The following is a 25765-nucleotide window of genomic DNA, read 5'->3' as shown; positions in this document are numbered from 1 at the left end:
CGACCCTCGGGGCGGGCGATCGGGCCGGGAGGGGGACGGAAAGGGGCATCGCCGGGGCGCCGGCGGTGCCCCTTTCCGCTGCCCGCCGGTTCCCCACGCGTCCTCCACCTGCGGTGGTCGATACCCAGGGGGGTATTTGACGTGGCGCGACACCGACCCGTACGGTCGTACCTGTTCATACCCGGGGGGGTATTCAGTCGCTTGCGGGAGGTTCCGCCGTGTTCTTCGCCCAGTACTACCTCGACTGCCTGTCCCACGCCTCGTACCTGATCGCGGACGAGGGCACGGGCCACGCGGTGGTCGTCGACCCGCGCCGGGACGTCTCCGAGTACCTCGCGGACGCCGCCGCGCACGGCTTCACCGTCATCGGGGTGGTCAACACCCACTTCCACGCCGACTTCGTCGCCGGCCACCTGGAACTGGCGGACGACACCGGCGCCTGGATCGGCTACGGCCGGCGCGCGGAGACCGAGTACCCCATCCGCGCGCTCGCCGAAGGCGAGCGGATCGTGCTCGGCGAGGTCGTCCTCCAGGTCATGGAGACCCCGGGCCACACCCCGGAGTCGATCAGCGTCCTCGTGTACGAGCACGCCGACGACGCCGTCCCCTACGGCGTCCTGACCGGTGACGCGCTGTTCATCGGCGACGTCGGCCGGCCCGACCTGCTCGCCTCGGCCGGCGTGACCGCCGAGGAGCTCGGCCGGATGCTCCACCACAGCGTCCAGCACAAGCTGATGGGCCTGCCGGACGAGGTCCGGGTCTTCCCGGCCCACGGCGCCGGCTCGTCCTGCGGCAGGAACCTCTCCACCGAGAAGTCCTCCACCATCGGGGAGCAGCGGGCCACCAACTACGCCTGCGCGCCCATGGACCGGGACGCCTTCGTCGCGCTCGTCACGGCCGGACAGCCCCCCGCGCCCGGCTACTTCGCCTACGACGCCGACCTCAACCGCAAGGACCGCGCCCGCTACGACTCCGCCACCGCCGCCCGGGCCCTGACGCTCGACGGGTTCGCGGGGCTGCGGGCCGCCGGGGCCGTCGTCGTCGACGCCCGCGACCCGGGGGAGTTCGCCGCCGGGCACCTGCGCGGCGCGGTGAACGTACCGGCCGACGGGCGGTTCGCCGAGCAGGCCGGGACCGTCCTCGACCCCGCCGACCGGCTCGTCGTCCTCGCCCCCGCGGGGCGCGAGGAGGAGATCGTCACCCGCCTCGCCCGCGTGGGCTTCGACCGGGTCGAGGGGTACCTCCCCGAGCCGGAGACGGCGCTGGAGGCGCTCGCCGACGAGGTCGCCCCGGCGAGCCGCGTCACGGCGGCGCGGCTGCGGACCGCCCTCGCGGGCGAGCGGCCGCCGCTCGTCGTGGACGTGCGCACCTGCGGCGAGCGCGGCACGCACGGCGTCATCGACGCGGCCCTGCACCTGCCGCTCAACGAACTCCCGGACCGGGCCGGCGAACTCCCCGCCGGCCGGCCGCTCGTCCTGCACTGCGCGGGCGGCCACCGCTCCTCCATCGCCGCGAGCCTGCTGCGCCGGCGTGGCTTCGAGGACGTCTCCGACCTCCTCGGCGGCTACGCGGCCTGGGCCCTGACGGCGACGGAGGGCCCTGCCGCCTGAACCCCCGCCCGACCCGCCGCATCCATCCCCACGAACGGAGCCACCCCGCCATGACCACCCCCTCCTCCCTCTCCCCCGCCGTGCTGCACCGCCTCGTCCGGGAGGGCCGCGCGCCGCGCCTCCTCGACGTCCGCACGCCCGGCGAGTTCCGTACGACGCACATAGCGGGCTCGTACAACGTGCCGCTGAACACCCTGCGCGAGCACCGCGCCGAGCTGCTCGCCCACCTGGACGAGGAGGTCGTCCTCGTCTGCCGGTCCGGGCAGCGGGCGCGGGAGGCGGAGCGGGCCCTCGCCGACGCCGGGCTGCCGAACCTTCGGGTGCTGGAGGGCGGGATCGTCGCCTGGGAGGGGTCGGGCGCGCCCGTCGAGCGCGGCCCGGAGCGGTGGGACATGGAGCGTCAGGTCCGGCTCGTCGCCGGCTCCGTCGTCCTCGTCACCGGCCTGATCGGCATCGCGGTCCCCGGTGCCCACCTCGTCGGGACCGCGATCGGCGCCGGGCTCACCTACGCCGCGCTCAGCAACACCTGCGCCCTGGGCGTCCTCCTCTCGAAGCTGCCCTACAACCGCGGGCCCCGCACCGACCTGCGCACCGTCCTCGCGGAGCTGCGGAGCACCCGGTGACGGTGCTCGCCGTCGCGGCCTCGCTGCTGGTGGGCGTCGCCCTCGGCGTCCTCGGCGGCGGGGGCTCGATCCTCACCGTGCCGATCCTGGTCCACCTGGCCGGGCAGGACGCGAAGGAGGCGATCGCGACCTCGCTGTTCGTCGTCGGCGTGACCAGCCTCGCCGCCCTCGTGCCGCACGCGCGGGCACGACGGGTGCGGTGGCGGACCGGTCTGCTCTTCGGCGCCTTCGGCATGGCGGGCGCGTACGGCGGCGGGCGGCTCGCGGAGTACGTCCCGGGGACCGCGCTGCTCGTCGCCTTCGCCCTGATGATGCTCGCCACCGCCGTCGCCATGCTCCGCACGCCCCGCACCGCCCGCGCGCCCGAGCCGGGCGACGGCGGGCCGTCCGTGCGGCGCATCGGGGTCGAGGGGCTCCTGGTGGGCGCGGTGAGCGGGTTCGTGGGCTCCGGGGGCGGCTTCCTCGTCGTCCCGGCCCTCGTCCTGCTCGGCGGGCTGTCGATGGGACTCGCCGTCGGCACCTCGCTGCTGGTGATCGCCCTGAACTCCTTCGCGGGTCTGGCCGGGCACCTCTCCGGCGCCACCGTCGACTGGGGTCTCGCGCTCGCGGTCACCGCCATGGCCGTCCTCGGCAGCCTCGTCGGGGCGCGGCTGGCCGACCGGATCCCGCAGGCCGCCCTCCGCAGGGCCTTCGGCTGGTTCGTCGTGGCGATGGGGTCCTTCGTGCTCGCGCAGCAGCTCGGTCCGGTCGTCCGAACCCATCCGGCCACCTGGGCGGTCCTGGGCGCCGCCGGACTCGCGGCGGCGGCCGGGGCGGTCGTCCGGCGGGCCCGGACCCGTACCGCGACCGTCCGCGAGTGACCGGCACCAGCAGGAACCGACCGATTTAATACCCTGGGGGGTATCCTGATGGAGGGGGTGACGACGCGAAGGAGGCGGCCGTGCAGGTCGACGAAGAGGCCATGGCGCCCGTGCTCAACCGTCTGCGGCGGGCGCAGGGACAGCTGGCCGGAGTGATCGCGATGGTCGAGGCGGGCCGCGACTGCAAGGACGTCGTGACCCAACTGGCCGCCGTCTCCCGGGCCCTCGACCGGGCCGGGTTCAAGATCGTGGCGAGCGGGATGCGCCAGTGCCTGGCGGAGGAGCCGGCGGGCGGCCCGCCGATGACGGAGGCGGAGCTGGAGAAGCTCTTCCTCGCCCTGGCCTAGCGCCCCGGCGCAGCCCCCGGCCCCGCCGCCGCCCATCGGACACCCGCGCGACGGGGTCGGGCGGTCTCCGCGCCTCCTATGCTGACCAGGTACGGAATCACCAGGCCAGACATGGCGCACGAACAAAGGGGCACCCCGCTCGATGAGCCGGAAGCAGCAGCGCGGAGAAGTCACCGTCGAGCGCGTCCTCGACGCCGCGCTGGACCTCTACGCGCGCGAGGGCGAGGCGGGCCTCACCGTCGCCGCCCTCACCCGGGAGAGCGGTGTCAGCACCGGCAGCGTCTACCACCACTTCGGCAACCTCCACGGAGTGGTCTCCGCGCTCGCCCTCCGCTGGCTCGACCGCCTCCTCGGCGAGCTCGGCACCGCCCTGCTCTCCCACCAGGACGCCCGTTCCGGTATCGAGGCGGTCGTCCACGCCTATCTGGGCTTCGTCCGCACCGAACCGGCCGCCTCCCGCCTCCTGCACTCCCCCTTCGCGGACCAGGAGGGCACGGCCCACGCCGCCGAGATCCGCGACAGCCAGGAGGCCCGGCTCACCCCCATCGAGCTCTGGCTCGACGCCCACCGCAAGGCGGGCGAGCTGGCCGACCTCCCGACCCCCGTCATCGAGGGCCTCGTCCTGGGGCCGGTCGTCGCCATGGCGCGCCGCTGGCTCACCCTCGGCGACGTCGACCTCGAAGAGGCGAGCCGGATCCTCCCCGACCGGATCTGGCGCTCGGTCGGCCCCTGACGGCGGCCGGCCCCGGGGTCAGCGGGGTCCGCCCCCGGTGGGCGGGGCCGGCGGCGCCGGGGACGCGCCGTCCGAGGTGCCCGGGCCGATGCGGAGCTCGAAGTCGCCGTCGTACCGCTCGTGTCCGGCGATCACCGCGACCCCGACGACCTCCTCGCCGACCTGGCCGCGCACGATCAGCGGATCCTCCCGCAGGTCCCGCATGAGGGCCACGCACATGCCGATCATGACGAGCACGAACGGGGCGGCGACCAGGATCGTCAGGTTCTGCAGGCCCGCCAGGGCGTCGCCCTGCCCGTCGCCGATGAGCAGCATGATCGCGGCGACGGCGCCGGTGACCACCCCCCAGAAGATCACCACCGGGCGGGTCGGCTCCATCGCGCCGCGCTGCGACAGGGTGCCCATGACGATGGAGGCGGCGTCCGCGCCGGAGACGAAGAAGATCCCGACGAGGATCATCACGAGCAGGCTCATCACGCCCGTCAGCGGGAACTCCTGGAGCAGCCCGAAGAGCTGGCCCTCCGGCGTCGTCTCGCCCGCGAGCTCGCCCTGCTCGGCCAGCCGCATCGCGGTGCCGCCGAAGATCGCGAACCAGACCAGGCTGACCGCGCTCGGCACCAGGATGACGCCGCCGATGAACTGACGGATCGTCCGGCCCCGGCTGATCCGGGCGATGAACATGCCGACGAAGGGCGTCCACGAGATCCACCACGCCCAGTAAAAAACGGTCCAACTGCCCAGCCAGTCGTGGATGTTCTCGCCGCTGGTGGCCTCGGTGCGGCCGGCCAGCTGCGGCAGGTCGCCGATGTACGCGGCGATCGAGGTCGGCAGCAGGTCGAGGACGATGATCGTGGGTCCGGCGACGAAGACGAACACCGCGAGCAGGAGCGCGAGCACCATGTTGATGTTGGAGAGCCACTGGATGCCCTTCTCCACGCCGGAGACGGCGGAGAGCACGAAGGCGACGGTGAGCACGGCGATGATGCCGACCAGCAGGCCCGTGCCGGTCTTCGCCATCCAGCCCAGCTCCTCCACGCCGCTGCCGATCTGGAGCGCGCCGAGGCCCAGCGAGGCGGCGGAGCCGAAGAGGGTGGCGAAGATGGCGAGGATGTCGATGACCCGGCCCGGCCCGCCGAGCGCCCGGCGCTTGCCCATCAGCGGCACGAAGACGGCGCTGATCGTCTGCCGGCGCCGGCGGCGGAAGGTCGAGTAGGCGATGGCGAGGCCGACGACCGCGTAGATCGCCCACGGATGGAGCGTCCAGTGGAAGAGCGTGGTGGCCATCGCCGTCTCCATCCGCTCGGCCGAGTCGGCCGGGGAGGTGCCGGGCGGCGGGGTGCCGTAGTGGGCGAGCGGCTCGCTCACCCCGTAGAACATCAGGCCGATGCCCATGCCGGCGCTGAACATCATGGCGATCCAGGAGACCGTGCGGAACTCCGGCCCCTCGCCCTCCTGTCCGAGCGTGATCCGGCCGTACCGGCTGATCGCCAGCCAGAGCGCGAAGACGACGAAGCCGGAGGCCGCCAGCATGAACGCCCAGCCGCCGTCCCGGATCAGGCCGTCGAGCAGGCTGCTGGAGACCGACTCCAGACCGTCCGTGGCCGTCGCGCCCCAGACGACGAACGCGAGGGTGAGGACAGCCGTGACGCCGAAGACGACCGGGTCGGTGCGGGCGGGGTGACGGTGGGCGAGATCGGGCAGGTCCGCCGTCACCGGCAGCGCGCCCCTCCCGCTCCCGTCCTGGCCGCCTCCGTCGTCACCCGCGCCCGGATCCTGTCCGTCTTTCGCCATCTACAACCCCTTTCCCCACCAAACGGAACAAACGCTTTATGTCCCCGTAAGGCAGTACCACACGAGGGGTCCGACTCGGGGGACCAACAGGCCCGGCCGGCTTCTGGACACCATCGGGAGGGGATAGTTAGGTTAGCCTTACCTAAAAGTCGATCGAGGAGTCCTCGTGCGCGTCGCCCCCTCCCCCGCCCTGCCCCAGCAGACCGCCGCGGAACAGGTCCGCTCCGTGCTGGCCCGGGCCATCTCCCTCTCCCTCACCCTCGACGGCGAGACCTACGACCTCCTCGGCGCGCACACCGTCGGAGCCCGCGGCCGGATCACCCTCCACCCGCCGGCCGACACCCCCCTCTCCGACCACCTCGCCCGCTCCCCGCACCACGGCGTCGACGCCCGGATCGAGCTCACCGACATCGCCCCGACCGCGCTGCGCGACCGGGTCCGGGCCCGCGTCACCCTCACCGGGCGGCTCGCCCCCGCCACCCCCGGCGACCTCGGCTCGCTCCGCCTCGACCTCGCCCGCGTCGTCCTGCGCACCGGCACCGGGACCCAGGAGGTCGCCCCCGGCGCGTACACCCTCGCCGCCCCCGACCCGCTCGCCCTCGAAGAGGCCGCCCTCCTCACCCACCTCGCCGACGCCCACGCCGACCTCGTCTCCGACCTCGTCGTCCTCGCCGGCGCCCGCCTCCCGCACGGCGTCGTCCGCACCCTCCCCCTCGCCATCGACCGGCACGCCGTCTCGCTGCGCTGCGAGTACGGCGAGGGCCACTGCGACCTCCGCCTCCTCTTCCCCGGCGATGCCCGCGACGCCGCCGAGGCCGGCGACATGGTCCGCCGGCTGCTCACCGCCCCGCGCTGCGCCCACCACCACGACCACCACTGACCGGACCCCCGCGGCGGAAACCGCACACACGCGCGGGCGCGTCCCCTCCCGCATGGACCAGATCAGGCACGGATTCCGCCAGCTCCTGCGCTTCGCCCTGCTGGAGGCGCGCTGCTGCGCCTTCGCCGTCGCGCTCGTCGGCGGCATCGCCGTCTCCTCGCTCCTGCCCGACCTGCCCGTCGCCCGCTACGACCTGCTGCTCGGCTACGGGATCCTGCTCACCGTGCTGGCCTGGCGGCTCGGCTGGGACAGCGGGCGGGACGTCGCGGTCATCGCCGTCTGCCACCTGATCGGCCTGGTCTTCGAGCTGGTCAAGGTCCGCATGGGCTCCTGGAGCTACCCTGAGGACGCGGTCACCAAGTTCGGCGGCGTCCCCCTCTACGGCGGCTTCCTGTACGCGGCCGTCGGCAGCTACGTCTGCCGCGCCTGGCGCCTGTTCGACCTGCGGATCACCGGCTACCGGCCCCGGATCATGGCGGTCCTCGCCGGCGCGGTCTACCTCAACTTCTTCAGCCACCACTGGCTGCCCGACGCCCGCTGGGTCCTCGCCGGACTACTGCTCCTCGCCACCGCCGGCACCTGGGTCCGCTTCCGCGTCGGCGAGGAGGACCACCGGATGCCGCTGGCCCTCTCCTTCGTCCTCATCGGCTTCTTCCTCTGGATCGCCGAGAACGCCGCGACCTACGCCGGCGCCTGGAGCTACCCCGACCAGCTCGACGGCTGGCAGCCCGTCTCCGTCGCCAAGTTCGGCGCCTGGGCGCTCCTCATCTCGGTCACCTTCGTCCTGGTCTACGGGACGGGCTCCTCGCCCCGGCGGATCCCGAGCGTGGCCAGCAGGTCCTCGTGAAGCTCCATCCAGACCGTGTGGCAGGAGTCGGCGCGCGGGCGGTCCACCCAGGACAGCTCGCCGCGCCGCACCCGGGCGAGCGCGCCGGTGAAGCGCTCCCCGTAGCCGCCGAAGCGCGGCAGCAGGGTGGCAAGGTCGGCCGAGAGGGTGTCGATGACCCCGCCGAGCACGGTCAGCTCGTCGAGGACGCGCCGGTCCCAGACCGGGTCCCCGTGGGTGTTGACGGCGAGGCGTCCGCCGTCGTCGGGCCGTAGCTGCCAGTCAGTACAGGCCGTCAGGCAGCGGGCGTTGTAGGCCAGGAAGGTCGCGTACCGCTCCCGTACCGCCGCCTCGTGCCCGGCCCCGGCCAGCTCCTCGGCCAGCAGCCGCTCCCCCTCGGCCCGCCCCCGGTCGGTCAGGCTCCAGCCCGAGGTGCCGGCGAAGGCGGCCCTGCTGACCCGCCCGTACGCCTGGAGGTCGAGCAGCAGCTCGCCCACGGCCTCGGGATCGAGCCCGTAGCGCGCCGCCGCCTCCTCCTCGGTGGTCATGCCCCGCAGCCGTACGGCGTGCAGGACGAGGAGCTCGGGAGCGGAGGGGATCGAGGGCGTCGCCATGGAGAGAGCCTAGGCCGTCTCTTTCGGGTCGGGCCGGATCAGGGAGCGGCGTCCGGTGCGTGCGGTCGCAAGGCGGAGGAGGGAGTCCATGCGGTGGGGGCACCTCCCAGCGGTAGCCGGGGACATCGGCGACCGACGACAACGCGGCGAGCGCGCGTGCGCATGGGGGCACCTCCCGGCGGTAGCCGGGGGAGACGCGAGCCCGGCATGATCCGGAAGAGACGGCCGAGGCAACCCGGCGGGCGTCCGGGGCGTCCTCCCGGGCAGGAAACCCACGACCGAGCCAAGGACATGTCATGAGTGACAAGGCCCGCGTCCTCTTCGACGCGCTCGACCTCGACCAGGACGGCACGCTGACCCGTACGGAGGTCATCCGGGCCCTGCGCGAGAAGGGCCCCACACTCGCGGCGCGCGGAGTGATCCCGTTCTGGGGCGTGGGCGGCGACGACGAGTCCGCCGCGCTGTTCGACGCGGCGGACCAGAACGGCGACCGGGTCCTCAGCTACGAGGAGTTCGCCGCCGTCGTGGACCGCCGCTTCGGCTGGTGACCCCGGGGATTTTGAGTAGGCCGGTCGATTTCTTGCGGCCGGTGCGGGCGTAGACCTCTCCCGGACGGGAGCGGTACGGGCTCCGCTACGCGCGGGCCGGCGGCGGCGCGGTCGAGCCGCGCACCACGAGCTCGGGCTCGTAGAGCAGCTCGCCGGGGTGCGAGTGGACTCCCTGGATCTGGGCGCAGAGCAGTTCGACGGCGGCCCGGCCCATCGCCTCGATGGGCTGACGGACGGTGGAGAGCGGGGGCTCGGTGCAGTTCATGAAGGCGGAGTCGTCGAAGCCGACCACCGACACGTCCGCGGGGACGGCGAGTCCGCGTCGGCGGGCGGCCCGGATGGCGCCGAGGGCGAGCGGGTCGCTGGCGCAGACGATGCCGGTGACGCCCTGTTCGAGCAGCTGGTTGGCGGCGGCCTGGCCGCCTTCGAGGGAGAAGATCGAGCGGACGACGCGCTCGTCGGGGAGCGGGGTGCCGAGTGCCTCGGCGGCGGCCCGGGCGGCCTGGAGCTTCCGGCGGGAGGGCACGTGGTCGGCGGGGCCGAGGAGGAGCCCGATCCGCTCGTGCCCGAGGGAGGAGAGGTGGCGCCAGGCCTGTTCGACGGCGACGGCGTCGTCGCAGGCCACGCAGGGGAAGTCGAGCCCTTCGATGGAGGCGTTGACGAGGACGACCGGGATGTTGCGCTCGGCGAGCCGGTGGTAGTGCTCGTGCGGGGCGTCGGCCTGCGCGAACAGTCCGCCGGCGAAGACCACGCCGGAGACGTGCTGCTGGAGGAGGAGGTCCACGTAGTCGGCCTCGGAGACACCGCCCTTGGTCTGGGTGCAGAGCACGGGGGTGAGCCCCTGCTGGGCGAGCGCCCCTCCGATGACCTCGGCGAAGGCCGGGAAGATCGGGTTCTGCAGCTCGGGCAGGACGAGTCCGACCAGCCGGGCGCGCTCGCCCCTGAGCTGGGTGGGCCGCTCGTAGCCGAGCACGTCCAGGGCGGTGAGCACGGACTGCCGGGTCGCCTCGGACACCCCGGGCTTGCCGTTGAGGACGCGGCTGACCGTCGCCTCGCTGACCCCCACCTTCTTCGCCACTTGAGCAAGTCGTCGCGTCATGAGCGCAAGGCTAGCGCAAGCCCCGCAAGAGAATGACGATCCGTTGCAGTCTCCGCGCAAACGCGCCGGCGAGGGTCTTTCCGCAGGACCCCGAAAGGGACACGGATGGGTAACGGACGGGCCGAGCGGGATCCCACACCTTGTCAGTGCAATTTCACATTACTATGTTACGGGTCACATTCCGGCCGCTCTGGCTGTCCGACCGCTCTTCCGCCCTCCTCGGAGTGACCCATGACCAAGCGCACCCGCACCCTGGCCATCGCCCTGGTGTCGACCCTGACCCTCGGCCTCGCGGCCTGCTCCGGCGGCTCGTCCGGCGGGACCGGCGGCACCGAGCGGAAGAACCCCGCCGCCGCCAACGCCGGTGCGGTCCTCGGCGGCACCCCGCAGCGGGGCGGCACCCTCACCGTCCTGTCCAACCAGGACTTCTCCCACCTCGACCCGGCCCGCAACTGGGTCATGCCCGACATGGACTTCGGCACCCGGCTGCTCTACCGCACCCTCGTCACCTACCGGGCGGCGCCCGGCGCGCAGGGCAGCGAGCTGGTCCCCGACCTCGCCGAGGACCTCGGCACCCCGTCCGACGGTGCCAAGACCTGGACCTTCCGCCTCAAGCCCGGCCTGAAGTACGAGGACGGCACTCCGATCACCGCCCAGGACATCAAGCACAACGTCGAGCGGTCCTTCTCCCCCGACCTGCCCGGCGGCCCCGACTACGCGGCCCGCTACCTGGCGGGCGCCGAGGGCTACCAGGGCCCCGCCCAGGGCGGGCACCTCGACTCGGTGAAGACCCCCGACGCCCGCACGATCGTCTTCGAACTCCGCAAGCCCTTCGCCGAGTTCCCCTTCGCGGCCACCCTGCCGACCTTCGCCCCGGTGCCGCCGAAGCAGGACAAGGGCCCCCAGTACGACAACCGCCCGTTCTCCTCGGGGCCGTACAGGATCGAGAGCTACGCCCGCGACAAGCGGATGGTCCTCGTCCGCAACACCCACTGGGATCCGAAGAGCGATTCCGTCCGCAAGGCCTACCCGGACCGGATCGTCGTCACCATGGGCCTCAAGGGCAACCAGGTCGACGACCGCCTCATCGCCTCCTCCGGCGCCGACGCCTCCGCGATCTCCTGGGCCCAGCTCCGCCCGGAGTCCCTCTCCAAGGTCCTCACCAAGGCCGACGTGAAGGCCCGGCTGCTCGCCGAGTCCAGCAGCTGCACCGAGATGCTCCAGATGCACACCGGCCGCGCCCCCTTCGACGACCCGAAGGTCCGCCAGGCCGTCCAGTGGGCCCTCGACCGGGAGGCGATCGTCACCGCCGCCGGCGGCCCCGCCGTCGCCGAGGCCGCCGGCGCCGCCATGCCCGGCGCCCTGTTCACCGGGGGCAAGCAGCCCGACACCCTCGGGATCCCGCTCGCCGGCGACCCCGGGAAGGCCAAGGAGCTGCTCAAGGAGGCCGGGAAGCCCGACGGCTTCGCCACCCGCCTGACCGTCTCCACCAACGACAAGGCCATCGGCGAGGCCGTCCAGCAGGCCCTCGGCAAGGCCGGCATCGAGGTCACCATCGACACCGTCGACCCGTCCGCCTTCTACGACACCATCGGCGACACCAGGAACCGCACCGACCTCGTCTACACCGGCTGGTGCCCCGACTTCCCCTCCGGCACCACCTTCCTCCCCTTCGTCTTCGACGGCCGCTCCATCAAGGAGAAGGGCAATTCCGGCAACCACTCCCTCTTCAAGGACGACGCCACCATGAAGCGGATGGACGAGATCGCCGCCATGACCGACGGCGCCGCCGCCAACAAGGCCTGGCAGGAGCTCGACGGGCAGATCCTCGCCAAGGCCCCGGTCGCCCCCGGCGCGACGAAGCGCCGCTCCCTCCTCGTCGGGACCAACGTCGCCGGCGCCTACGGCCACACCTCGTGGGGCGGCCAGATCGACTACGCGACCGTCGGTCTCAAGGACCCGTCGAAGAGCACGGACTGAGGAACGACGCCCCGATGACCACCACCACACCCAAGCCCGGGCCCCGCCCCGATCCGGCGGCCACCTCCGCGCCGGCCGCCGCCGCTCCGGTCCACCCGGCCGACGGCGCCTGGCGGCTCGTCCGCGCGGAGCTCGGCCGCCGCGCCTCGCTCAAGGTCTCCCTCGCCGTCGTCGCCCTCTTCGCGGTGATGACCGCCGCCGCCCCGCTGATCAGTGCGCTGGGCGGCTGGGGCCCGGAGGAGTTCGACAAGTCCGCCGTCGACCCGTACCTCGGCGGACTGCCGATCGGGCCGCTCGGCGGCGTCTCCGCCGAGCACTGGCTCGGCGTCGAGCCCGTCACCGGCCGCGACCTGTTCGCCCGCGTCGTGCACGGCGCCCAGGTCTCCCTGCTCATCGCCTTCGCCGCCACCGCGATCGTCGTCCTCGCCGGCACCACCGCCGGCATCGCCGCCGGCTACTTCGGCGGCCGCACCGACACGGTCCTCTCCCGGCTGATGGACCTCACCATGTCCTTCCCATCCCTCATCTTCATGATCGCGATGATGTCGGTGGCCAGGGACGTCGACCGGATCCTGCTCATGACCCTCGTCATCGGCCTCTTCGGCTGGCCCGGCGTCGCCCGGGTCGTCCGCGGCCAGACCCTCTCCCTCAAGCACCGCGAGTACGTCGACGCCGCCCGCGTCGCAGGCTCCGGGCCCTGGCGGATCCTCGCCCGCGACATCCTCCCGGGCGTCGCCGGACCGGTCATCGCGTACACCACGCTGATGGTCCCCGGCATGATCGCCACCGAGGCGGCGCTGAGCTACCTCGGCGTCGGGGTCCGCCCGCCGACCCCGTCCTGGGGCCAGATGATCGCCGAGAGCGTCGCCTACTACGACACGGACCCCATGTACTTCCTCGTCCCCAGCCTCTGCCTCTTCCTCACCGTGCTCGCCTTCACCCTCCTCGGCGACGCGCTGCGCGACGTCCTCGACCCCCGGGGGAGCCGTACGTGATCCTCTACCTCGGCCGCCGGCTCCTCGGGATGCTCGGCGTCCTCCTCGCCATCGCCGCCGTCACCTTCACCATCTTCTACGTCCTCCCCTCCGACCCGGCCGCAGCCGCCTGCGGCAAGGCGTGCAGCGACGAACGCCTGGAGGCGATCCGCGCGAACATGGGCCTGGACGCCCCCGTCTGGCGGCAGTTCGCCGACTTCGTCACCGGCATCTTCACCGGCCGCACCATGGGCACCGGCCAGTACGCCCTGCACTGCGACTTCCCCTGCCTCGGCTACTCGTACGAGAACAGCGAGGGCGTCTGGGACCTGCTCGTCGACCGGCTGCCCGTCTCCGCCTCGCTCGCGGTCGGCGCCGCCGTCCTCTGGCTCGCCCTCGGCCTGACGGCCGGCGTCACCGCCGCCCTCCGCAAGGACAGCCTGACCGACCGGGCCCTCATGGTCGGCGCCGTCGCCGCCGCCTCGCTGCCCGTCTACTTCACCTCCGTCCTCCTCATCTACGGACTGATCCGGCTCACCGGGCTGCTGCCCTACCCGAGTTACGTCCCCTTCACCTCCGACCCGCTGTCCTGGGCGTCCAATCTGCTCCTGCCCTGGCTGGCCCTCGCGATCCTGTACGCCGCCATGTACGCCCGGCAGAGCCGCTCCGCCATGATCGAGTCCATGGCGGAGCCGTACATCCGCACCGCCCGCGCCAAGGGCCTGCCGCGCCGCACGGTGGTCGTCAAGCACGGCCTGCGCGCCGGCATGACCCCCGTCCTCACCCTCTTCGGCATGGACCTCGGCGGCCTCCTCGCCGGCGCCGTCATCACCGAGTCCCTCTTCGGACTCCCCGGCATCGGACGCCTCTTCTACGGCGCCCTCACCACCGGCGACCAGCCCGTCATCCTCGGCGTGACGCTGCTCGCCGCCACCTTCATCGTCGTCGCCAACCTCGCCGTGGACCTGCTGTACGCCGTCGTCGACCCGCGAGTGAGGTACTGATGACCGCCCTGTTGTCCGTCCGGGACCTCAGCGTCACCTTCCGGACCCCGCGCGGCCCCGTCCGCGCCGTGGACTCCCTCTCCTTCGACGTCCCGCACGGCCGCACCCTCGGCATCGTCGGCGAGTCCGGCTCCGGCAAGTCCGTGACCTCGCTCGCCGTCATGGGCCTCCACACCGGCGCCGAGGTCACCGGCTCGGTCGCCCTCGACGGCCGCGAACTCGTCGGCCTGCGCGACCAGGAGCTCAACCGGCTGCGCGGCCGGCGGATGGCGATGATCTTCCAGGACCCGCTCTCCAGCCTCCACCCGTACTACACGGTCGGCGAGCAGATCGCCGAGCACCACCGCGTCCACTTCGGCACCCGCAGGGCCGCCGCCCGCGCCCGCGCGATCGAGGCGCTCGCCGAGGTCGGCATCCCGGAACCGAAGCGGCGGGCCGGCGAGTACCCGCACCAGTTCTCCGGCGGCATGCGCCAACGCGTCATGATCGCCATGGCGCTGGTCTGCGAACCCGACCTCCTCATCGCCGACGAACCGACCACCGCGCTCGACGTCACCGTCCAGGCGCAGATCCTCGACCTGCTCGCCCGCCTCCAGCAGGAACGCCGGCTGTCCGTCGTCATGATCACCCACGACCTGGGCGTGGTGGCCCGCGTCGCCCACGAGGTCCTCGTCATGTACGGCGGCCGGGCCGCCGAACAGGCCCCGGTGGACGCCCTGTTCGCCGCCCCCGCGCACCCGTACACCCGCGGGCTCCTCGACTCGCTCCCCCGGCTCGACGACCCCGACGACGTACCGCTCCGCGCCATCCCCGGCACCCCGCCGTCCCTCCTCGCCCCCTCCCCCGGCTGCGCCTTCGCCCCCCGCTGCGCCCGCGCGGCGGCGGGCACGCCGGAGGAAAGGGCCCGGTGCGACCACGACCGGCCGGCCCTGACCGGACCCGACGGCCACACCGCGGCCTGCCACTTCGCGGCCCTCCCGGCCGCCGCCTCCTACGAAGGGATCGCCCCGTGAGCACGCCGACCCCTCCCGGTGAGCCGCCGCTGCTGCGGGTCCGGGACCTGGCGATGACCTTCCCGGGCCGGCGCGGCTCCGCGCCCGTGCGGGCCGTCGACGGCGTCGGATTCGACCTGGCGGCCGGGGAGACCCTGGGCCTGGTCGGCGAGTCCGGCTGCGGAAAGTCGACCACCGGCCGGATGATCGTCCGGCTCCTGGAACCGACCGCCGGCTCCGTCGAGTACGGCGGCCGTCCGATCGCCCACCTCTCGCAGCGGGCCCTGAAGCCGCTCCGCCGCGAGATCCAGATGGTCTTCCAGGACCCCCACTCCTCCCTCAACCCCCGCCAGTCCGTGGCCCGGATCATCGCCGACCCCCTGCTCGTCCAGGGGAGTTCGGCCGACGAGGCGCGCAGACGGGCGCTGGAGCTGATGGAGCTGGTCGGCCTCATCCCCGAACACGCCGACCGGCGCCCGCACGAGTTCTCCGGCGGACAGGCCCAGCGCATCGGCATCGCGCGGGCGCTCGCGACGGGCCCCCGGCTCGTCGTCGCCGACGAGCCGGTCTCCGCCCTCGACGTGTCCGTCCAGGCGCAGATCGTCAACCTGATGGAACGGCTCCAGGACGAACTCGGCCTCGCCTACCTCTTCATCGCCCACGACCTGTCGGTGGTGAAACGGGTCTGCGACCGGGTCGCGGTCATGTACCTCGGCCGGATCGTCGAGATCGGCGCCAAACGGCAGGTGTACGAGACCCCCGCCCACCCCTACACCCGGGCGCTGCTCTCCGCCGTACCGCTGCCGGACCCGGCGGCCGAACGCGCCCGCGAACGGATCACCCTCCTCGGCGACCCGCCCAGTCCCGCCGCTCCCCCGCCCGGCTGCACCTTCCACCCCCGCTGCCCGAAGGCACAGGCCATCTGCCGCACCGAGGCACCGGCCCTGCGGGTGCTCACGGCGGGCGAACCCCGGGAGGTGGCCTGCCACTTCCCCGAGGAGGGCTGACGGGCCGGCGGTGTCAGCCGGACGCCATCGCCAGGACCATCAGCAGGGCCAGCGCCCAGGGCGCCGCGAGCAGGAGGAGGGCGGCGGACGCGGCGGCGGTACGGACCCACCGGAGGGCGCGGCGGTGCGGCAGCAGCCAGGCCATGGCGAGGAGGACGCCCGCGAGGGTGAGGAGGGTCTCGAAGCCGCTGGTGTACCCGTCGGCCCAGAAGGTCGCGAACCCGCCGACCAGGAGCGGGAGTCCGGGGAGCGTCGCCACCAGGGGCGCCTTCCACCAGGTCGGGTCGGTGCGGACGTGGGTGCGGGTGTCGGTGTCGGTCGCCGTCGTCATGGCCCCAGCTCACCACGGCCGCAGCGGCCCGGGATCCGGGCCGGTACTCAGGACGGTGGCCGTACGTACTCAGGTGCGGTGGCGGCGGGGGCGGTCACGCGTCCCGCCGGTGGCGGCGGGAAGCCGCCTCGGCCGCCTCGACGGCGGACCTGGCCTCCTCCACGGCGCGCTCGGCGGCCCGGAGGCCCGTACCGGCCCGCTGCGCGGTCTCCTCGGCCGCGGCGGCCGCCGTGCGGGCGTCCTCCCGCTCCGACTCGGCGCGGCGAAGCCGGTCGGCGGCTTCCCCGGCCGCCGCCGCAGCGGCCCGTTCCGCCTCCCGGGCGGAGTCCAGGTCCCGCTCCCGCCGGGCCAGGCCGGCCCGGGCCTCCTTCGCCTTCGCTTCCGCCGCTCTGGCGTGCTCCGCCCTCTCCCCGGCCTTCCGGTCGTGTCCCTCCGGCTGTTCCGGCGGGGCGGCCGGGGTCCGGGCCGCCAGGGTGTCGGGAGGGGCGGCGGGGAAGCCGACGGCCGCCTCCGGCATCGCGGCGAGCCGTCCCTTCGCCCACGGCCCGGCGACGTCAGGGAGGGCGAGGACGGCGTGCAGGATCCGCTCGACGTCGCCGAGCACCACGTCGCTCGCGGGCTGACCGGCCTCCTCCGCGAGACCCGCGGTGGTCCGGACGAGCGCCCCGACGAGCCGGTGCTGCTGCCGGCTCGCCTCCCGCAGCCGCTCGCCGTCGAGCGTCCGGTGGGCCTCGCGGAGCGCCTCGCCCAGGGCGAGGAACCGCTCGGCCTCCCCGGGCCGTTCACGCGCCAGCAGGTTCGCCGCCCAGACGGCGAGCGGCGGGCGCCGCAGCGCCGCGATCGCCTTCGCGGCCGCCGTGTCCTTCGCCCGCCGCGCCTCGGCGACGTACGCGTCCCGGGCGGCCGTGAAGTCGGCCGGCCTCAACCCGTACAGCTCGTCGGTGACCCGCTCCACATCGACATCCATGCGCCCCACTCTGCGGGGCCCGGCGCGGACGCGCGGGCCGAACCTCCGCGGGCCGTCCGCCCGTCACCCGCTCGGTGGCGGGGGCCTCAGGCGTCCTGGATGCGCCGGAAGGGCCGCTCGGCCTCCAGGGCGAACGCCGCCTCCAGGAGGGTGCGTTCGCTGCCGGGCCTGCCGGAGAGGAGGACACCGACGGGCAGCCCGTCGGCGGTGGTGCGGGCGCTGGGCAGCGAGATCGACGGGGTGCCCACCACGTTGTCGATCGGCGTGTAGGCGACGTACGCCAGGATCCGCTCGACGAGGACCTCGTACGGCACCGTGGGGCTGAGGTGCCCGATCGGGGGCGTCGTGTGGGCGAGCACCGGGGTGAGGACGAGATCGAGACCGCGCAGGGCCGCCGCGTACGCCTCCTTGGTGCGCCGCAGCCGGCGCAGCACGCCCGGGGTGTCCCGCCACCGCCGCACGTACTCCTCGCGCAGCCCGCGGCTGAGTCCGTCCATGCGGTGCCGGTCGAAGTCGGCGCCGAAGGTGCGGCCGGTGGTGCCGAGGAGGAAGGAGAGCAGCCCCCAGTAGGTGAGGAAGTCCTCGGTGAAGCGGGGGTCGATGTCCATGGTGACGGGTTCGACGGTGTGGCCGAGGCCCCGGAGCGTGGCGGCGGTGTCGGTGACGGCGGCGCGGGTGTCGTCGTCGCAGGCGACGCCGTTCGGCGAGTCGAGCAGGAAGCCGATGCGCAGCCTGCGGTCCGAGGGCCCCTCGACGAGGCCGACGGGCGGCAGCTTCGGGTTGCGCCGGTAGCGCTCGGCGGCGGCGAGGAAGGCGGCGGAGTCGCGGACGGTGCGGGTGACGACGCCGTCGACGACCAGGTCGACCGGCAGGTGGCGGCTCTGGTCGTTCGGGACGACGCGGCCCCTCGTGGGCTTGAGGCCGACGAGTCCGCAGGCCGCGGCGGGGATCCGGATGGAGCCGCCGCCGTCGTTGGCGTGGGCGAGGGGTACGGCCCCGGCGGCGACGAGCGCCGCGGCGCCGCCGGAGGAGCCACCGGAGGAGTGTCCGGTGTGCCAGGGGTTGCGGACCGGCTCGGCGTGCTCGTACTCGGTGGTCGGGCTGAAGCCGAACTCCGGCAGCCGGGTCTTGCCGAGGACCGTGACGCCGGTGCTGAGGAACTGCCGGACGAAGGGCGCGTGCCGGCGGGCGGGCCGGGGCGTGAAGGCGGCGCTGCCGTGGCCGGTGGGCAGCCCCGCGAAGTCGGTGTTGTCCTTGACGAGGGTGGGGACTCCGGCGAAGGCCCCGCCGTTCCCGCCGCCGAGGGCTTGGGGCATCCCCTCGCCCGAACGAAGTCGAGAACTCGGGGAAGGGTCGAGCGGGGTCTGCACCGCGTTCAGGCCGGCGACCGCCCGGAGCCGGGCGGCCGCGTCCCTGGCCGCCTCGGCGGGACTCACCTCCCGCCGCCGGATCGCCTCCGCGAGTCCGACGGCGTCGTGCTCCCCGAGGGAGTCGTCCCGGAAGGCGTGCTCCCTGTTCCGCTTGTCGTCGCTCACCGCTGCCTCAGCCCCCGGGGTGGTCGTGGTCACCTGCTGCCGCCATCATGGCGTACCCGCGGGTAACACGCGAGGGGCCGGGGCGGCGGAGCGCAGGGCGAGGGAGGCCACGGCGGAGGGCGGCACGGCGGAGGGCTAACGGCCCTGGAGTCGCTTGACGTTGTCGCCGAAGGTCCAGTTCTTCGACCCGTCCCAGTTCGCCGACCAGGTCATCAGGCCCTTGAGCTTGCCGCCGTAGTGGTTCCACGCCTGGGCGACGAGCGAGGGCGTCATGTAGCCGCCGCCCGCGCCGGGCTGCGCGGGCAGGCCCGGGACCTGCTTGTCGTACGGGACGCGGATGGTGGTGCCCTGGATGACGAGACCGCGGTCGAGGCAGTCGGTCTGCGCGGTGAAGCCGGCGACGGTACCGGCGGAGTAGGAGTCGCCGGAACAGCCGTACATGCTGCCGTTGTAGTACTGCATGTTCAGCCACCACAGGCGCCCGTTGTCGGCGTACTTCTTCACGATGGGCAGGTACGCGCCCCAGATCGAGCCGTACGCGACGCTGCCGCCGGTGACGTACGCGGTCTCGGGCGCCATCGTCAGCCCGAAGCCGGCGGGCATGCGGGCGAGGACGCCGTCGATGATCCGGATCAGGTTGGCCTGGGAGGCGGAGAGGGTGGTGATGCTGCCGCTGCCGACGAGGCCGGTCTCGATGTCGATGTCGATGCCGTCGAAGTTGTACCGCTGCAGGATCGGCACGATCGTCTCGACGAAGCGGTCGGCGACGGCCGCGGAGCCGAGGTCGATGCCGGCGGCGGCACCGCCGATGGACATGAGGAGGGTGGCACCCGCGGCCTTGGCGCGGCACATCTCGGCGGGGGTGGAGACCTTGACGGTGTTGTCCATGCCGTCCTCCCACAGCACGGTCCCGTCGGAGCGGATCACGGGGAAGGCGGCGTTGACGACGTTGTACCCGTGGGCGGCGAACCGGGGATCGTCGATCGGGGCCCACCCGAAGGGCGGATGGACGCCGTTCGCGGCGCCGTCCCAGTTCTCCCAGTAGCCCTGGAGGACCTTGCCGGCGGGTCGGGGCTTGAGGGCGCAGGTGTCGGCGGCGGCCTCGGTGGTCGTGGCGGGGCGGGCGGCGGCCTGGGAGGAGGTGGCCGCGACGGCGGCGAGCAGGGCGGCGAGGCCCGCCCCGAGGGCGCGGGCGATCCGTGAGCCTGGCATGCGTGTGCTCCTTGGGACGTGGGGGGGGGTCGGTCCGGGGCGCGGCGCGCGCTCCAGGAGACCGTAGATTGGTCCAGACCTACCGTCAACCATGCATGCGGAGAGGGGAGTTGGCGATATGGGCAAGGGGCGCGACAGCGAGTCCGACGGAGGCGGACGGCACTGGTCGACACCGGGCGGCACTCTTGCGGAGGCAGTCCAGGGCCTTCCACGGCTCCTCGCGTTCGGCGTTCTTGCCGGACTTCTCGTCGGCGAAGATCCGGATGCACCCGGCTTCGGTGAGTGCGCGGATCTGCCGGTCGAGCAGCCGCCCAACAGGGTGCCCCTCAGGTTCTCCTTGAGCACATCGACTTCCTGACACCGTTTCATGGGCATGATCCGGCGCCGATCCGGCCGTGCGTCGCCGTTTGCCGATCTTGCTCATCCATCGGTCGATTTCCGAACGCGGGGGGCCGCGCCGGAACTTGGAACGCTTCACAACAACTCTTTTGAAACAACTGTTGTAGATCTACGTTCTGCGCATGGCCGCTTCCTCTGCTTCGTCCGGCGAGTCCTCGGGACGGGACGTCGAACTCGACACCGCCGCCTTGCGCGTGCTCGCTCACCCGTTGCGTCTGAACGTGCTCACCCTGCTGCGCGAGCGTGGTCCGTCCACTGCCACCCGGATCTCCGACGAGCTCGGCATCAACCCTGGCGCGGCGAGCTACCACCTGCGTCGCCTTGCCTCGGGAGGGCTCATCGCGGAGGAGCCGGACCGCGGTACCGGGCGCGAGCGGTGGTGGAAATCTGCTCATCGCCAGTCGATACACGATCCCGCGGCCTCTCCTGCGGAGCAGCGCGAGGCCGGACGCGCGTACACGCACGCGGTCGCCCTTGCCGCTGCAGATCGTCTGCGCAGAGCTGCGCATGAGGTGCCGCTGCTTCCTCAAAAGTGGCTCGACGTCACTACCTACAGTGACTTCCTTCTGCATCTGGCCCCGGGCGACGTGGACAGGATGAGGGCCGAGATCTTCGAGGTGATCTTGCGATACCGAGAGGGGGAGCGCGAGGCGACCGAAGGCGCTTCGCCCGTAGCGGTGCACGTGCATGCGTTTCCGGTTCCCGGCACGGCGCTGCCGCCGGCCGGTGAGGCGTGAACGCGCACGGCATAGCCGCGGTCGCGCGGCCGGCTTACCGGGATGCCAACGTTCTGCGCTGGCTTGCCGCGTACACGGCTTCGGTTGCCGGTGACGTTGTGTACTTTCTCGCCCTGTCCTGGGCGGCCGCACGCGCTGGGGGGCCGTCGCAGGTGGGCCTGGTGGTCGCGGCCGGGGCTCTTCCCCGTGCGGTGCTCATGCTGGGCGGTGGTGTGGTGGCCGACCGGTTCGGGCCGCGCCGGGTCGCTGTCGTCAGCGACGCGGTTCGCTGTGCGGTGGTCCTCGCGGTCGCCGGGGCACTCATGCTGGCGTCCCCGGGTATCTGGCTGCTGGTCACGGTTGCGTTGATCTTCGGTGTGGTGGACGCGGTGTTCATGCCCGCGGTGGGCGCGCTCCCGCCGCGCATTACCGCACCTGAGCAGCTCGCCCGGGTTCAGGGGATGCGCGGGTTGTCGATCCGCCTGAGCAATGCTGTCGGCCCGCTCCTGGCGGGAGCCGTCCTGGTGGTCGGCGGTGCGGCTGGTGCATTCACAGCGGCTGCCGCTCTCTTCGCGCTGTCGCTCGTCACGCTGCTCACCGTGCGAGTCGCTCCCCTGACGGAGGAACCTCAGCGCGGCTCCGCCTGGCGTGAACTGGGCGACGGTCTGCGATATGTGCGCCGCCATCGGATGCTCGCCCCGCTGGTCACGGTGATCGGGCTGAGCGAGATGTGCTTCAGCGGTCCGGTCGCCACCGGCTTGGTGCTCCTCGCCGATGAACGCGGCTGGGGTGCCTCGGGCATGGGGTGGATCGCGAGCGCATTCAGTGTCGGAGCCGCGGCTTCGGCGTTGCTGCTCACCGTCGCGGCCCGGATACCGCGCGCCGGGCTGGCGGTCTGTGGCACGTTGTCGCCACCGCTGCGGGAACGGTCGCCCTGGGGCATGCGCCCTCACTGCCCATCGCCGTCGTCTTCGGTTTCTTGATCGGACTGACCAGCGGGGTCACGACGACCGTGACCCAGGCGCTGGTCCAAACAGAGACAGACCCTCACTACCTCGGACGAGTCACCTCGGTCATGACTCTGTGCACGCTGGGCCTTGCACCCGTGCTCTTCCCTGCTGTCGGCATCACGGTGGCCCTCTGGGGAGCGGAGGTGTTCTTCATCGGGTGCGGTGCAATCTGCCTGCTTGCCGCAGTGCTCGGCCTCTCTTTCCCCGTGCTGCGACGCGCCGAACTCAACCCGCCGAGGCCCGCATCGCCGGCCGGCCGGTGACGCGCCCGGACCGGCTCACGTGTCCATACGTTCGTCGGCCGGTGCCTCATCGCCCGCTGCACGGGGGCCGGGCATCGCGGCCACGGTGAGGTTGAGGCGGGCACCCATGACGACCTCGTAGACCATGCGCACCACCCGGCGCCGGCCGCGCTTGTCGGTGTGGTGGACGGCTTCCGCCCAGTCCCCGCCCATCGCCTTGTGCGCCGGCACCGTCTCGCCCAGCGGGTCGTACGTGGTGTTGCCCGCCGCCGCGTACCGGGCCACCAGCCCCAGGGCCTCGATCACCGGCTGGTGCGTGTGGTCGGAGGAACGGAACTCCAGCACGTCCAGCAGCTTGATCAGCCCGCGCCGGTAGTGGTCGGTGCAGGACGCCTTCAACGCGGTCCGCACCGTGCGCCGGTAGACCGGGCCGCGGGTCTTGAACTCGTGCACCAGCTCCCGCAGCGTCTGCTCACTGCCCGGCACGGCCGGGTAGACGACCTCGCGGACCGTGCCCTCCGGCTCGCCGATCGACGCCTCGGCGAGCTCGAAGAGGATGTTCTCCTTGCCCGACACCTTCTTGAACGCGTTGACGAGCTGCTCGGTGACCTTCTTCTCCGCCCGCGCCCCGATCCGGTGCACCGTGAAGATCAGCGGCTCCACCAGCGCGTCCGTGATCTCCCGCTCCCGCTCGTGCAGCAGCGCGGCCGGCAGCGTCACCCGCAACGGCAGCGGGTGCGTACGCAGATGGGAGGGCGACTCCGCTGCGGCCCGCGCCCGCCATCCGGCCACCACCTTCGGCGCGACGTCCGTGAACAGATCCGGCGGAAGCCCGATCGCGCGGACCGCGAGCAGCAGCTCCACCCGCACCTGCTCCGGCCGCCGCTCCCTGCACGCGACGCGTTCGGCGAGCCAGCCGGTCAGCTTGTCCGCGTCCGCGTCCGCGACACTGCACTCACGGAAGCCCGGATGCCCGCGGATCTGCGCACGGTGGTACTCGACCCGTCAGCCCCACCGGGGCGCCGTGCGGTGCCAGGTGGCGCCACATGACGCCACATGGCGCCACATCCCACGTCGACCGGCACACCGAAGGCGCCCACTGGCGCCATTCGGCGCCACATGGCGCCATGTGGCGCCACGAGGGGTTGCGTATGGCGCCATGATGGTGCCATGATGACGTCATGGACCTCACCCCGTATGTCGACACCCTCCGCCGCGAACTCGCGGTGGCCGCCGAAGCCGGTGGCGACGCGGCCCGCGAGCTGGCCGAGCGGCTCACCGCTCCGCTGGAGTCGGCGGCCCGTCTGACCATGCTCAACGTGCTCTCCGCCGCGACGGACGAGATCACCCGCGAGCTCGCCCCCGGTTCGGTCGACGTACGCCTCCGCGGTCTCGACCCGGACTTCGTGGTGACGCGGCCGCCGGCCGACAGCGGCGCGGCGCCCGTGGAGCCCTCGGAGCCCGCCGAACCGCCGGCGGCCACGGCGGCCCCCGAGACGGACGAGGGGGCGGTCGCCCGGGTGAACCTGCGACTGCCGGCCCACCTCAAGGCGCGGGCCGAGGAGGCCGCGAGCCGCGAGGGACTGTCGGTGAACGCCTGGCTGGTACGGGCCGTGTCGTCGGCGCTCGACGGCGGCGCCGCGACCCGCCCGCGCACGGCGGAGGGACCCCGGTCCGTCGGCCAGAGCATCACGGGCTGGGTGCGCTAGCCCGCCCACCCCGTCCGGCACCGACGTTCCACTCCATCACCCCACTCCACTCCACTCCACTCCCACCACGTCCCACCAGCGGGGACGCCCCAGAGACCCAAGAGGACGGGACAGCCATGCCTTCTTTCGACACTCCCGCAGCGATCTCGGCCCTGGCCCGTGTGGAGGCCGGTTCCATCCAGTTCGTCGCCGGCGACCGTACGGACACGGTGGTCGAGGTGGCTCCGCGCAATCCGAAGAAGGACCTGGACGTGCGGACGGCCTCGCAGACCGAGGTGTCGTACGCCAACGGCACGCTGACCGTGCGGACGCCCAAGTCGAACCTGTTCGGCCGCACCGGCGTCGTCGACGTGATTGTGGAGCTGCCGACCGGTTCCCGGGTCGAGGTCGACGGCGCCTGGACCCAGATCCTCGGCGAGGGCAGGTTCGGCGAGGTCCGCGTGAAGACCTCCGCCGGCGACGCCCGGCTCGACACCACGGGCCCGCTGCACCTCGTCGCCTCGCACGGCTCCATCACCGTCGACCGCGTCGAAGGAGCGGCCGAGATCACCACCAGCTCCGGCAGCATGCGCGTCGGCTTCGTCGACGGCCCGGCCGTCCTGAAGAACTCGTCCGGCACCACGACGGTCGGCGCCGTCACCGGCGAGCTCCGCGTGAGCGGGGCGCACGGCGACATCACCGTCGACCGCGCCGAGGACTCGGTCACCGCGACCACGGCCCACGGCACGGTCCGGATCGGCGAGATCGCCCGGGGGACGGCGCAGCTGGAGACGAGCTACGGCGCCATCGACGTCGGCATCCGCGAAGGCACCGCCGCATGGCTCGACGCCGTCTCCGGCAGCGGCCAGGTACGCAACGGTCTGACGGCCTCGGACGCCCCCGAGGCGACGGAGGAAACCGTCAAGGTCCGCGCCCGCACCCGCCACGGCAACATCGACATCCGCCGGGCCCGCCCCTGACCCTCCCCGGCCCCCACCCGAGACCGCCCCTGCCCTCCTCCTGCCCGGCCGGGTGAAGGCACAGCAACGCCCGGGCCCCTCCGGCCCCACCCGAGCGGGCACCGCACGGCCTCCCCTCCCACTCCGCCCGGGCTCCGGCCCGGCGGACCCCCTCCGGCCCCCGGAACCACCCGGCCTCACGCCCACGCGACGCGGCGCGAGCTCCGCCCTGCCCCCTCCGGCGGGCCCCGAGTCCGCCTCCCCACAGGGCCGCGCCCACCCCGGACCGTCCCGGCCTCCCTCCGGACAGGCACCCGTCATCCGGCTCCGGCCCGGATCCCGCCCGGCGCACTCGGGCCCCCGGTCCCGCCCCGCCGGCAACGCGCCGCCCCGAGGCCCGGCGCAGCGCGGACCCAGCCGCTCCGGCTCCCTCCCCGCCCCACACCCACACTCACACTCACACCCACCTCAGCCTTCGATCGGAGGCCCTCATGCCTTCCTCTGTCATGCCCACGCCCACCCCTCAGCCCCTCCCGAGCCAGGGGAACGGTCACACGGCACCCCCCGCCATCACCGCCGCCGGCCTCCGGAAGTCGTACGGCGACAAGGTCGTCCTCGACGGAGTCGACCTCCACATCCCGGCCGGTTCCGTCTTCGCCCTGCTCGGTCCGAACGGCGCGGGCAAGACCACCGCCGTGAAGATCCTCTCCACCCTCGTCACCACCGACGCCGGCCACGCCACCGTCGCCGGACACGACCTCACCACCGACGCCCACCGCGTCCGCGCCGCCATCGGCGTCACCGGACAGTTCTCCGCC

At 73.2% G+C, this 25765-nt stretch carries 26 protein-coding genes and 1 pseudogene; 18 read left to right on the top strand and 9 right to left on the bottom strand.

The window, feature by feature from the left end; all coding sequences use genetic code 11:
• Positions 1-218: 218 nt before the first annotated feature.
• From AB0E19_RS25125 to AB0E19_RS25105, 5 genes are all read left to right on the top strand, one after another.
• Positions 219-1610 carry a rhodanese-like domain-containing protein gene (locus tag AB0E19_RS25125; RefSeq protein WP_362184343.1) on the top strand — a complete coding sequence of 464 codons (1392 nt, stop codon included), beginning with the start codon at positions 219-221 and terminating at the stop codon, positions 1608-1610.
• Between the two features lie 50 nt (positions 1611-1660).
• Positions 1661-2233: a rhodanese-like domain-containing protein gene (locus tag AB0E19_RS25120; protein WP_362184341.1), complete on the top strand. Its 573-nt coding sequence runs from the start codon at positions 1661-1663 to the stop codon at positions 2231-2233.
• Positions 2230-3093, top strand: a complete 864-nt coding sequence (locus tag AB0E19_RS25115; RefSeq protein WP_362184339.1) for a sulfite exporter TauE/SafE family protein — start codon at positions 2230-2232, stop codon at positions 3091-3093. Before AB0E19_RS25120 ends, AB0E19_RS25115 begins: the two co-directional genes overlap by 4 nt.
• A 101-nt stretch (positions 3094-3194) precedes the next feature.
• On the top strand, positions 3195-3440 hold the full coding sequence (locus tag AB0E19_RS25110; protein WP_360610316.1) for a metal-sensitive transcriptional regulator: 246 nt from the start codon (positions 3195-3197) through the stop codon (positions 3438-3440).
• 142 nt (positions 3441-3582) lie between these two features.
• Complete coding sequence (locus tag AB0E19_RS25105; protein ID WP_362184337.1) at positions 3583-4173, top strand: TetR/AcrR family transcriptional regulator; 591 nt, start codon at positions 3583-3585, stop codon at positions 4171-4173.
• 18 nt (positions 4174-4191) lie between these two features.
• Here AB0E19_RS25105 and AB0E19_RS25100 read toward each other — a convergent pair whose 3' ends face one another.
• Positions 4192-5964: a BCCT family transporter gene (locus AB0E19_RS25100; protein WP_362184335.1), complete on the bottom strand. Its 1773-nt coding sequence runs from the start codon at positions 5962-5964 to the stop codon at positions 4192-4194.
• 166 nt (positions 5965-6130) lie between these two features.
• Between AB0E19_RS25100 and AB0E19_RS25095 the strand changes: the two genes are divergently transcribed.
• Both AB0E19_RS25095 and AB0E19_RS25090 read left to right on the top strand, forming a co-directional pair.
• Positions 6131-6844 (top strand): DUF2470 domain-containing protein, encoded by a 714-nt coding sequence (locus tag AB0E19_RS25095; RefSeq protein WP_362184333.1) that lies wholly within the window; start codon positions 6131-6133, stop codon positions 6842-6844.
• A 52-nt stretch (positions 6845-6896) separates the two neighbouring features.
• Entirely contained in the window at positions 6897-7691 is a 795-nt protein-coding gene (locus tag AB0E19_RS25090; RefSeq protein WP_362184331.1) for a DUF817 domain-containing protein, read from the top strand.
• Here AB0E19_RS25090 and AB0E19_RS25085 read toward each other — a convergent pair.
• The gene (locus tag AB0E19_RS25085) at positions 7634-8284 is read right to left on the bottom strand and encodes a transcriptional regulator (protein WP_362184329.1); all 651 of its coding nucleotides are present in this window, start codon (positions 8282-8284) and stop codon (positions 7634-7636) included. The genes AB0E19_RS25090 and AB0E19_RS25085 overlap by 58 nt on opposite strands.
• 296 nt (positions 8285-8580) lie before the next feature.
• Here AB0E19_RS25085 and AB0E19_RS25080 point away from each other — a divergent pair, with 296 nt between their 5' ends.
• Complete coding sequence (locus AB0E19_RS25080; RefSeq protein WP_362184327.1) at positions 8581-8832, top strand: EF-hand domain-containing protein; 252 nt, start codon at positions 8581-8583, stop codon at positions 8830-8832.
• 85 nt (positions 8833-8917) lie between these two features.
• Here AB0E19_RS25080 and AB0E19_RS25075 read toward each other — a convergent pair whose 3' ends face one another.
• Complete coding sequence (locus AB0E19_RS25075) at positions 8918-9931, bottom strand: LacI family DNA-binding transcriptional regulator (RefSeq protein ID WP_362184325.1); 1014 nt, start codon at positions 9929-9931, stop codon at positions 8918-8920.
• Between the two features lie 231 nt (positions 9932-10162).
• Between AB0E19_RS25075 and AB0E19_RS25070 the strand changes: the two genes are divergently transcribed.
• Genes AB0E19_RS25070 through AB0E19_RS25050 form a run of 5 tightly spaced genes read left to right on the top strand, consistent with a single transcriptional unit; the run spans position 10163 to position 15888 of the window.
• Positions 10163-11911 (top strand): ABC transporter substrate-binding protein, encoded by a 1749-nt coding sequence (locus AB0E19_RS25070; protein WP_362184323.1) that lies wholly within the window; start codon positions 10163-10165, stop codon positions 11909-11911.
• A 14-nt stretch (positions 11912-11925) separates the two neighbouring features.
• Positions 11926-12906, top strand: coding sequence for an ABC transporter permease (locus AB0E19_RS25065; protein WP_362184321.1), 981 nt, complete (start codon positions 11926-11928; stop codon positions 12904-12906).
• On the top strand, positions 12903-13889 hold the full coding sequence (locus AB0E19_RS25060; protein WP_362184319.1) for an ABC transporter permease: 987 nt from the start codon (positions 12903-12905) through the stop codon (positions 13887-13889). The genes AB0E19_RS25065 and AB0E19_RS25060 overlap by 4 nt, the downstream gene beginning before the upstream one ends.
• Positions 13889-14902 carry an ABC transporter ATP-binding protein gene (locus AB0E19_RS25055; RefSeq protein WP_362184317.1) on the top strand — a complete coding sequence of 338 codons (1014 nt, stop codon included), beginning with the start codon at positions 13889-13891 and terminating at the stop codon, positions 14900-14902. Before AB0E19_RS25060 ends, AB0E19_RS25055 begins: the two co-directional genes overlap by 1 nt.
• Before the next feature lie 53 nt (positions 14903-14955).
• Positions 14956-15888: an oligopeptide/dipeptide ABC transporter ATP-binding protein gene (locus AB0E19_RS25050; RefSeq protein WP_362184543.1), complete on the top strand. Its 933-nt coding sequence runs from the start codon at positions 14956-14958 to the stop codon at positions 15886-15888.
• A 13-nt stretch (positions 15889-15901) separates the two neighbouring features.
• Here AB0E19_RS25050 and AB0E19_RS25045 read toward each other — a convergent pair whose 3' ends face one another.
• The 5 genes from AB0E19_RS25045 to AB0E19_RS25025 all read right to left on the bottom strand — a co-directional run bounded on the left by AB0E19_RS25045 (position 15902) and on the right by AB0E19_RS25025 (position 20357).
• Positions 15902-16219, bottom strand: a complete 318-nt coding sequence (locus AB0E19_RS25045; protein ID WP_362184315.1) for a hypothetical protein — start codon at positions 16217-16219, stop codon at positions 15902-15904.
• Between the two features lie 94 nt (positions 16220-16313).
• Positions 16314-17186 (bottom strand): hypothetical protein, encoded by an 873-nt coding sequence (locus tag AB0E19_RS25040; RefSeq protein ID WP_362184313.1) that lies wholly within the window; start codon positions 17184-17186, stop codon positions 16314-16316.
• Positions 17187-17272: 86 nt separating this feature from the next.
• Positions 17273-18754, bottom strand: a complete 1482-nt coding sequence (locus AB0E19_RS25035) for an amidase (RefSeq protein WP_362184311.1) — start codon at positions 18752-18754, stop codon at positions 17273-17275.
• Between the two features lie 102 nt (positions 18755-18856).
• Complete coding sequence (locus AB0E19_RS25030) at positions 18857-19933, bottom strand: chitinase (protein ID WP_362184309.1); 1077 nt, start codon at positions 19931-19933, stop codon at positions 18857-18859.
• Positions 19934-20018: 85 nt separating this feature from the next.
• Entirely contained in the window at positions 20019-20357 is a 339-nt protein-coding gene (locus AB0E19_RS25025; protein WP_362184307.1) for a hypothetical protein, read from the bottom strand.
• A 97-nt stretch (positions 20358-20454) separates the two neighbouring features.
• Here AB0E19_RS25025 and AB0E19_RS25020 point away from each other — a divergent pair, with 97 nt between their 5' ends.
• Positions 20455-21069: a helix-turn-helix domain-containing protein gene (locus tag AB0E19_RS25020; RefSeq protein ID WP_362184305.1), complete on the top strand. Its 615-nt coding sequence runs from the start codon at positions 20455-20457 to the stop codon at positions 21067-21069.
• Positions 21066-22321 (top strand): annotated as a pseudogene (locus AB0E19_RS25015) (MFS transporter). Before AB0E19_RS25020 ends, AB0E19_RS25015 begins: the two are co-directional and overlap by 4 nt.
• 15 nt (positions 22322-22336) lie before the next feature.
• Here the strand turns inward: AB0E19_RS25015 and AB0E19_RS25010 are convergent.
• A complete protein-coding gene (locus AB0E19_RS25010) occupies positions 22337-23164 on the bottom strand; it encodes a hypothetical protein (RefSeq protein ID WP_362184303.1) in 828 nt (275 codons plus the stop codon).
• 317 nt (positions 23165-23481) lie between these two features.
• On the opposite strand from AB0E19_RS25010, the gene AB0E19_RS25005 reads away from it, so the two are divergent.
• The 3 genes from AB0E19_RS25005 to AB0E19_RS24995 all read left to right on the top strand — a co-directional run.
• Positions 23482-24009 (top strand): toxin-antitoxin system HicB family antitoxin, encoded by a 528-nt coding sequence (locus AB0E19_RS25005; RefSeq protein WP_362184301.1) that lies wholly within the window; start codon positions 23482-23484, stop codon positions 24007-24009.
• 116 nt (positions 24010-24125) lie between these two features.
• The gene (locus AB0E19_RS25000; RefSeq protein ID WP_362184299.1) at positions 24126-24968 is read left to right on the top strand and encodes a DUF4097 family beta strand repeat-containing protein; all 843 of its coding nucleotides are present in this window, start codon (positions 24126-24128) and stop codon (positions 24966-24968) included.
• A 470-nt stretch (positions 24969-25438) separates the two neighbouring features.
• The coding region (locus tag AB0E19_RS24995) for an ATP-binding cassette domain-containing protein (protein ID WP_362184297.1) at positions 25439-25765 on the top strand (327 nt) is incomplete at its 3' end.

This window comes from Streptomyces sp. NPDC047974, assembly GCF_040653375.1.
In the GTDB taxonomy this organism is placed as follows: Bacteria; Actinomycetota; Actinomycetes; order Streptomycetales; family Streptomycetaceae; genus Streptomyces.
The sequence above is the reverse complement of the archived record's forward strand: the minus strand, read 5'-3'. Positions and strand labels throughout refer to the sequence as shown.